General features: G+C 68.0%; 6 protein-coding genes and 1 pseudogene. 1 reads left to right on the forward strand and 6 read right to left on the reverse strand.

Going from position 1 to position 5,857, the window contains the following annotated elements; translation table 11 throughout:
* Positions 1–167 (reverse strand): annotated as a pseudogene (locus ACRDUX_RS20330) (MarR family transcriptional regulator); the annotation flags it as partial.
* Positions 168–417: 250 nt separating this feature from the next.
* Here ACRDUX_RS20330 and ACRDUX_RS20335 point away from each other — a divergent pair.
* A complete protein-coding gene (locus ACRDUX_RS20335; RefSeq protein ID WP_526415869.1) occupies positions 418–1,053 on the forward strand; it encodes a hypothetical protein in 636 nt (211 codons plus the stop codon).
* Here ACRDUX_RS20335 and ACRDUX_RS20340 read toward each other — a convergent pair.
* The 5 genes from ACRDUX_RS20340 to ACRDUX_RS20360 form a co-directional block, all read right to left on the reverse strand.
* Positions 1,050–1,574, reverse strand: a complete 525-nt coding sequence (locus ACRDUX_RS20340) for a hypothetical protein (protein ID WP_526415871.1) — start codon at positions 1,572–1,574, stop codon at positions 1,050–1,052. The two genes, ACRDUX_RS20335 and ACRDUX_RS20340, sit on opposite strands and share 4 nt — an antisense overlap.
* Positions 1,571–2,767: a DUF58 domain-containing protein gene (locus ACRDUX_RS20345; protein ID WP_526415873.1), complete on the reverse strand. Its 1,197-nt coding sequence runs from the start codon at positions 2,765–2,767 to the stop codon at positions 1,571–1,573. Before ACRDUX_RS20345 ends, ACRDUX_RS20340 begins: the two co-directional genes overlap by 4 nt.
* A gap of 59 nt (positions 2,768–2,826) precedes the next feature.
* Entirely contained in the window at positions 2,827–3,792 is a 966-nt protein-coding gene (locus tag ACRDUX_RS20350; protein ID WP_526415875.1) for an AAA family ATPase, read from the reverse strand.
* Positions 3,789–4,556, reverse strand: coding sequence for a hypothetical protein (locus ACRDUX_RS20355; RefSeq protein ID WP_526415877.1), 768 nt, complete (start codon positions 4,554–4,556; stop codon positions 3,789–3,791). Before ACRDUX_RS20355 ends, ACRDUX_RS20350 begins: the two co-directional genes overlap by 4 nt.
* A 180-nt stretch (positions 4,557–4,736) precedes the next feature.
* On the reverse strand, positions 4,737–5,857 hold a 1,121-nt coding region (locus ACRDUX_RS20360; RefSeq protein WP_526415879.1), incomplete at its 5' end, for an L-serine ammonia-lyase.

The following is a 5,857-nucleotide window of genomic DNA, read 5'->3' on the forward strand; positions in this document are numbered from 1 at the left end:
GCGCTAGTGAGGCCGGGACTGACCGAAAGGATTCGCATGCAGACCAGCTCTGGCAAGCCGATCCCGAGCGGCCCCAACGCCGCGGCAGCTTGGGGTCTCAGAGCCGCCATCACGCGATACATCAGGTAGCCCAGCGGCTGATCGTCGGATTCGTCCACGTCACACATGCTGACACAGTCCTGCTGTTTCGAGTGTGTGGCTGCAGCTGGTCAGCGCAACGACCCGCAGCCGAACGCCGCGACGAGCATCGGCGGGCCTCCGCGATTCTCAGCGGGCGCGGATCTCTCCGGCACAGCTCCCTGACGTGCATGAGCATCAAGCTCCTTGACACTCGATGATCCCGCGCGTAGCAAGGAGCTTGATACTCATTCGGGATGCCACAACGCGTGGTTGTCACGACGGAAAGGAAACAGAGAGATGTCATTTGGAGGATTTTCAGGCGGTCCCGGCTTCGACGGGGACGGTCTCGGCGGTGCTGGCTTCGGTGGGCCCGGTTTCGGTGGGCCTGGTTTCGGGCCGGACAGCGGATCCGGTTTCGCAGGCGGCTTCGGCGGGCAAGGATTTGGACCCGGCTTCGGCGGCCCGGGCCGACCCGGCCCGTGGGGCCTCAAGCGCGCCGCCGTCGGCACAGCGGCGATCTTGCTTGACGGACCTGCCGATTCAGCCCAGATCCTGGAGCGTGTCAACCAGGTCACTGACGGCGCATTCACACCCCCGCAGGACATCGTCGACCTGGCCATCGGACTGCTCGCCGGCCGAGGTGTGGTCACCGTCGACAATGGAGTCGCCACCCTGACCGACTTCGGCAAGAACCTGCTGGCGTGGCGCGGCATCAGCAGCGAGACCGTCCACGCCTTCCTGGCGAAGGCCGCCAAATTCGTTGACGTCATCAAGATCCACAAGGAGCTTCGCGAAGTCGGTGGGCTGGCCCGGACCATCGTCCGCAGCGGTACGGACGAGCAGAAGGCGGCGTTGGCCGAGAACCGGACGAAGATCCTGGAAGCAGTGACGGACGCCAAGAAGGCCCTGCACCGCGCCCTCGGCGAGGCCTAGGACCGGGCCCGACCGGCGTGCGGCCCTTCGCGATTCAGCACGCCGGTCGGCCGCCCCATCTGGGCGTCGTCGGACATGAAGAAGAACGGCCAGCACGCAAGCACGTAGACCGCGAATACGGCCAGCGGGGCCAGTAGCGGCAGCCACGGCAGCTGAAGCGGGAACGCGGCGGCCATCACGCCGACGAAGGTAAACCCCAGAGCGGCAATCATTGCCGGTGACGATGCACCCGCCGAACCCGCCAAACCGGTCTCGGTGTGCCGCAGCAGCAGGTAACACGCGGCGGATAGGCCCGCCAATCCGGCCACCAGCGGCTGCGCATCGGTGAGCATGACGGCGGCGGCGGCGAGAAGGACGGCCAGCGTGCCCGCGGCGCGAAACCCGATGCCCACCAACACCGCGAGCGAGGCGAGGATGGCAATGACGAATGCGGCCCCGGCGGTGTGGATTCCGGCGGCTGCCACCATCACCAGCCCGAACGCGGTCGATGGCAGATGAGTCCTGCCGATGGCGTGCGTCATCGCGGCCTGCGCATCGGACGTCGGTGCCGTGGAACCAGCGCGATGGCCTGATCGAGCGTGTACTCCGGTGACCAGGAGACCACGTCCACTCCGATGGTGCCCATGTCCCGGTGCATGAATGACCGCTGCAGCGCCCACATCCGGGCGACCAGGGGGTCGTGTTCGGCCGTGAACGGGGTCCCCACGAGCATGTCGACGGCAACCACGGTGTGGCCACGCTTGCGGAGGTCGATCAGCGCCAGGGCGAAATCGGTCTCCAACAGCGTGGAGAACGCGATGACGATCGCCCCGGTCGGGACCGCTGCGCGGGGAGCGAGTGTGCCCATACCGGTTTCGGGCCCGCCGGTGGCGTCCAGGATGGTGTCGAGGATTCGGTAGAACTGAGCCTTGCCTGTGTCGGCGCCCAGCCAGTGCGTTCGTCGGTTGCCGAGGGCGACGACGCCGGCGCGGTCTCCTTGGCGCAGCGCGGTCTGCGCCACCTGCACTGCGCCGCGCGCCATCCGCTCGGTGGCCTCGGTGGCCGGACCGAGCGGCTGGGCGTGGGTGTCGATCAGAACTACGACGTCGGCGGCGCGATCGGTCAGTCGCTCGGTCACGTGTAGTGCGCCACGCCGCGCGCTGACCGGCCAGTTCACCGAGCGAAGCTGATCACCCGGCACGTAGGCGCGGATGTCGGCGAACTCGACGCCGGGACCGACGTGGCGAGTCAGGTGGGTGCCGAGGCGGTCGGGCAGTTCCGTGGTGGGAATGCCGGTGTCCTGCGGGGGCGCGATGGGGAAGACGCAACAGTCGGCGACGTCGACGGTCGCCGTCCCGCGGAGAAGTCCGCCGGCAGCGCATACGTCGAGGTGAGCACGCACGGCGTAGCGTCCCCACCGCGACGCCGACACGGCGATCGTTTGGCGATCCGCCGCGTGCTCCCCCTCGTTGTGAACGACCTCCAGGTCCATCCCCTCGACAGCCGAAACAGTCAGTGTGACAGCAGCTTCCGCCGTCGACCACACGGTCAATCGAGCCTTCTCGGACTCGAAGAAGTATTGGCGACTCGCAGAGCTGTGAACCCGCACGGTGGGCCGTTCTCGCTGCCAACTGATCGAGCACAGTACGCCGAGAAGCGGGGCGGCGAACGCGATCAGTTGCCAGCGGGAGTCGAACACCGCCGCGGCCAGGATCGCCGCCGCGCAAGTCGCCATCGCGAGGGTCAATGGCGAAGCGCGCCAGCGGAGTTCAACGTCTACCTCGCGAGCCTGGGTCACCGGGTACCCCGTGCTCTCGGGACGGGCATGCGGGCGAGCAGTTCGGCCAGGACGTCGCCGGCGTGTATCCGCCGCACCCACATCTCCGGGCGGAGGCTGATGCGGTGCGCCATGGCCGCAACGGCGAGTGTCTTCACGTCCTCGGGGATCACGTGGTCGCGGCCGCGCAGCAGGGCGTGGGCCCTGGCGAGTTGCACCAGGTCGAGTTCGGCGCGCGGACTGGCCCCGACGGCGATCTGGGGGTGCTGGCGCGTTGCTTCCGCCAGGGAGACCACGTAGTCCAGTACGTCGTCGTGCACCGTGATCTGCTCGACGGATTCCTGCATGGCGAGGAGGGCGTGCTTGTCGACGACCTGGTGGATGAGCATTTCAGCCGAACCACGCTCGAGGCGGCGGCGCAGCATCGACCTCTCCTCTTGTTTGGACAGATAGCGAAGCTCGAGCCGGATCGTGAAGCGGTCCAACTGAGCTTCCGGCAACGGATAGGTGCCCTCGTACTCAATCGGGTTCTCGGTGGCCAGCACGATGAACGGCGCAGGCAGCGGATGCGTGGTCCGGTCGATGCTGACCTGGTGTTCGGCCATGGCCTCCAGCAGGGCGGCCTGCGCCTTCGGCGGCGTCCGGTTGATCTCGTCGGCCAGCAGCAGATTGGTGAAGACGGGGCCTTCGCGGAACTCGAAGCGACCCGACTGCATGTCGTAGATGGTCGAGCCGAGGAGGTCGGCGGGCAGCAGATCCGGGGTGAACTGCACGCGGGTGAAGTCCAATCCCAGTGCCGCGCCGAACGATCGTGCGATCAGCGTCTTGCCAAGGCCAGGGAGGTCCTCGATGAGCACGTGCCCGCGAGCAAGCACCGTGGTGAGAATCTGGGTCAGCGCTTCGCGTTTGCCCACCACGACGCGCTGGATCTCGTCGAGGATCGTCTCGCAGTGGGCGGCGGTCGTCGCGATGGGAATGGTCATAGGCGCTCCAGACGCTCGATGATGTCGGTGAATGCGGCCCGGCCCGGTCCCCGTTCCTGGGTGCCGGTGCGCGAAACGTTTTCGGGGTCAACCCAGGCCCACAGCTCGTCACCGAAGAGGATGCGGCCGGTGGCGTCGAAGGCCGCGGGATTTCTGGCCCTCGGTTGGCGTGTCGCGAATTCGAACTGCCGGGCGAGCATGGGTCGCAGCCGCCGGTCCCAGTCCGCTCGCGTGGAGTCCGACCAGACGATCTGGGACTCGGTCCGTTCCACCCACCGATCCAGTGCCGTCGCCGTGTCGTCGGTCGGAGCGTCGAACGATCCGGCTCTGTGCCCACGGGCCAGCCGCCATCGGGCGGCGATGAGCGCCAGCGCCACGGCGACACCCGAAAACCAGGCCACCGCTTCACGTTCCGCCAGCACGACCGAAAGAGCCTCTGCGGTCACCACCCCGCCCGCCCCGCCCGCCACGAGCGCTCTGACGGGCGAGCTCGCGCTGGCCGCCCCGGTGCAGATCAGGATGACGAGCAGTCCCGTCGAGCCGACCAGGATCGCCGTCACCGTGAACGTGCCGCCGAGCCCGCTGGCCGGCCGGCCGCGGGCCGGGTCCCCTCCGCCTGGTAGATATCCGTGCAACGCGGCCGCGGCCGCAATCAACAGCACGAGCACGGCGAAGACGCGCGCACGCCGCTTGTCGATCCCAGGCATCGTCACCACTCGGCTGATCTCCCACCGGCCCCTCGCGACCGGTGGGTCTGCTCCCATCCTGGCTGCGGTCAGGGCGGGCCCGCAACGGAACGGTCTAGATCATCTGCCGGTGTTGGCCCCCGGCAGAGGCACGACGACATGTTCGTGCCCTACCTCCCGACGGCCCGGAAGTCCCTAGTAACAGCCCGAAAAACCACTGCACCACAGTGTGATTCCGGCACCACTCCCCCGGATTCATCAACACTCGACGACGTTGAGGGCAAGCCCGCCGCGAGACGTCTCCTTGTACTTGTCCTGCATGTCTGCTCCGGTCTCGCGCATGGTCTTGATCGCCGTGTCCAGGCTGACGTGGTGCACGCCGTCGCCGCGCAAGGCGATCCGCGCGGCGGTGACCGCCTTCACCGCCGCCACGGCGTTGCGCTCGATGCACGGGATCTGCACTAGCCCGCCGACTGGGTCGCACGTCAGTCCGAGATTGTGTTCGATGCCGATCTCGGCGGCGTTCTCGATCTGGGCGGGCGTGCCGCCCATCGTCGCGGCCAGACCTGCGGCGGCCATCGAGCAGGCCGAGCCGACTTCGCCCTGGCACCCCACCTCGGCCCCTGAGATCGACGCGTTCGCCTTGAACAGCATCCCGATGGCGGCGGCCGTCAGCAGGAACGTCACGGTGCCCGCGTCGTCGGCGCCGGGGATGAACCTGCGGTAGTAGTGCAGCACCGCGGGGATGATCCCCGCGGCACCGTTCGTGGGCGCCGTGACCACCCGCCCGCCGGAGGCGTTCTGTTCGTTGACGGCCAGTGCGTAGACGGTCAGCCAGTCGACGGCGTGCAGCGGATCCTCGGGATTGGCGGCCAGAGCCTCCGCCAGCAAACCGGCCCTGCGGCGTACCCGAAGTCCCCCCGGCAGGTGGCCACGCGCGGCGAGGCCGTCGTTCACGCATTCCTGCATGGCCGCCCAGATGCGCAGCAGACCCGCGGTCAGGTCCGGGGTGCGCGCCAGCGCGGCCTCGTTGCGTGCCATGAGGTCGGCGATGGTGCAGGAATTGGCCTCGGCCAACGCCACCAACTGTGCGGCACTGTCGAACGGGAAGGGCGTGTCCCCCGCGTCACTCGGTGTGCGTTCGCCGTCCTCGACGATGAACCCGCCGCCGACGGAGAAGTACGTGCGCTTCAGCAGCGTCATCCCTGCCGCGTCAAGCGCCTCGAACACCATCCCATTGGAGTGAAATCCCAAGGTTCGCAACAGCATGACGAGATCCGCGGCCTGGTCGAACGGGATCTCGTGGGTGCCGCCGACGCGGATCGCGTGCTCGGTTCCGATCTCGGCCACGCGCTGTTGACCGGCGACCGGATCGATGG

The organism is Mycobacterium sp. (assembly GCF_050701675.1).
Lineage (GTDB): Bacteria > Actinomycetota > Actinomycetes > Mycobacteriales > Mycobacteriaceae > Mycobacterium.

Bases quoted from the DNA above. Each gene is read 5' to 3' on its own strand.
- ACRDUX_RS20335 (WP_526415869.1), top strand. From the start codon at position 418: ATGTCATTTGGAGGATTTTCAGGCGGTCCCGGCTTCGACGGGGACGGT.
- ACRDUX_RS20340 (WP_526415871.1), bottom strand. From the start codon at position 1,574: ATGACGCACGCCATCGGCAGGACTCATCTGCCATCGACCGCGTTCGGG.
- ACRDUX_RS20345 (WP_526415873.1), bottom strand. From the start codon at position 2,767: ATGGCGACTTGCGCGGCGGCGATCCTGGCCGCGGCGGTGTTCGACTCC.
- ACRDUX_RS20350 (WP_526415875.1), bottom strand. From the start codon at position 3,792: ATGACCATTCCCATCGCGACGACCGCCGCCCACTGCGAGACGATCCTC.
- ACRDUX_RS20355 (WP_526415877.1), bottom strand. From the start codon at position 4,556: ATGGGAGCAGACCCACCGGTCGCGAGGGGCCGGTGGGAGATCAGCCGA.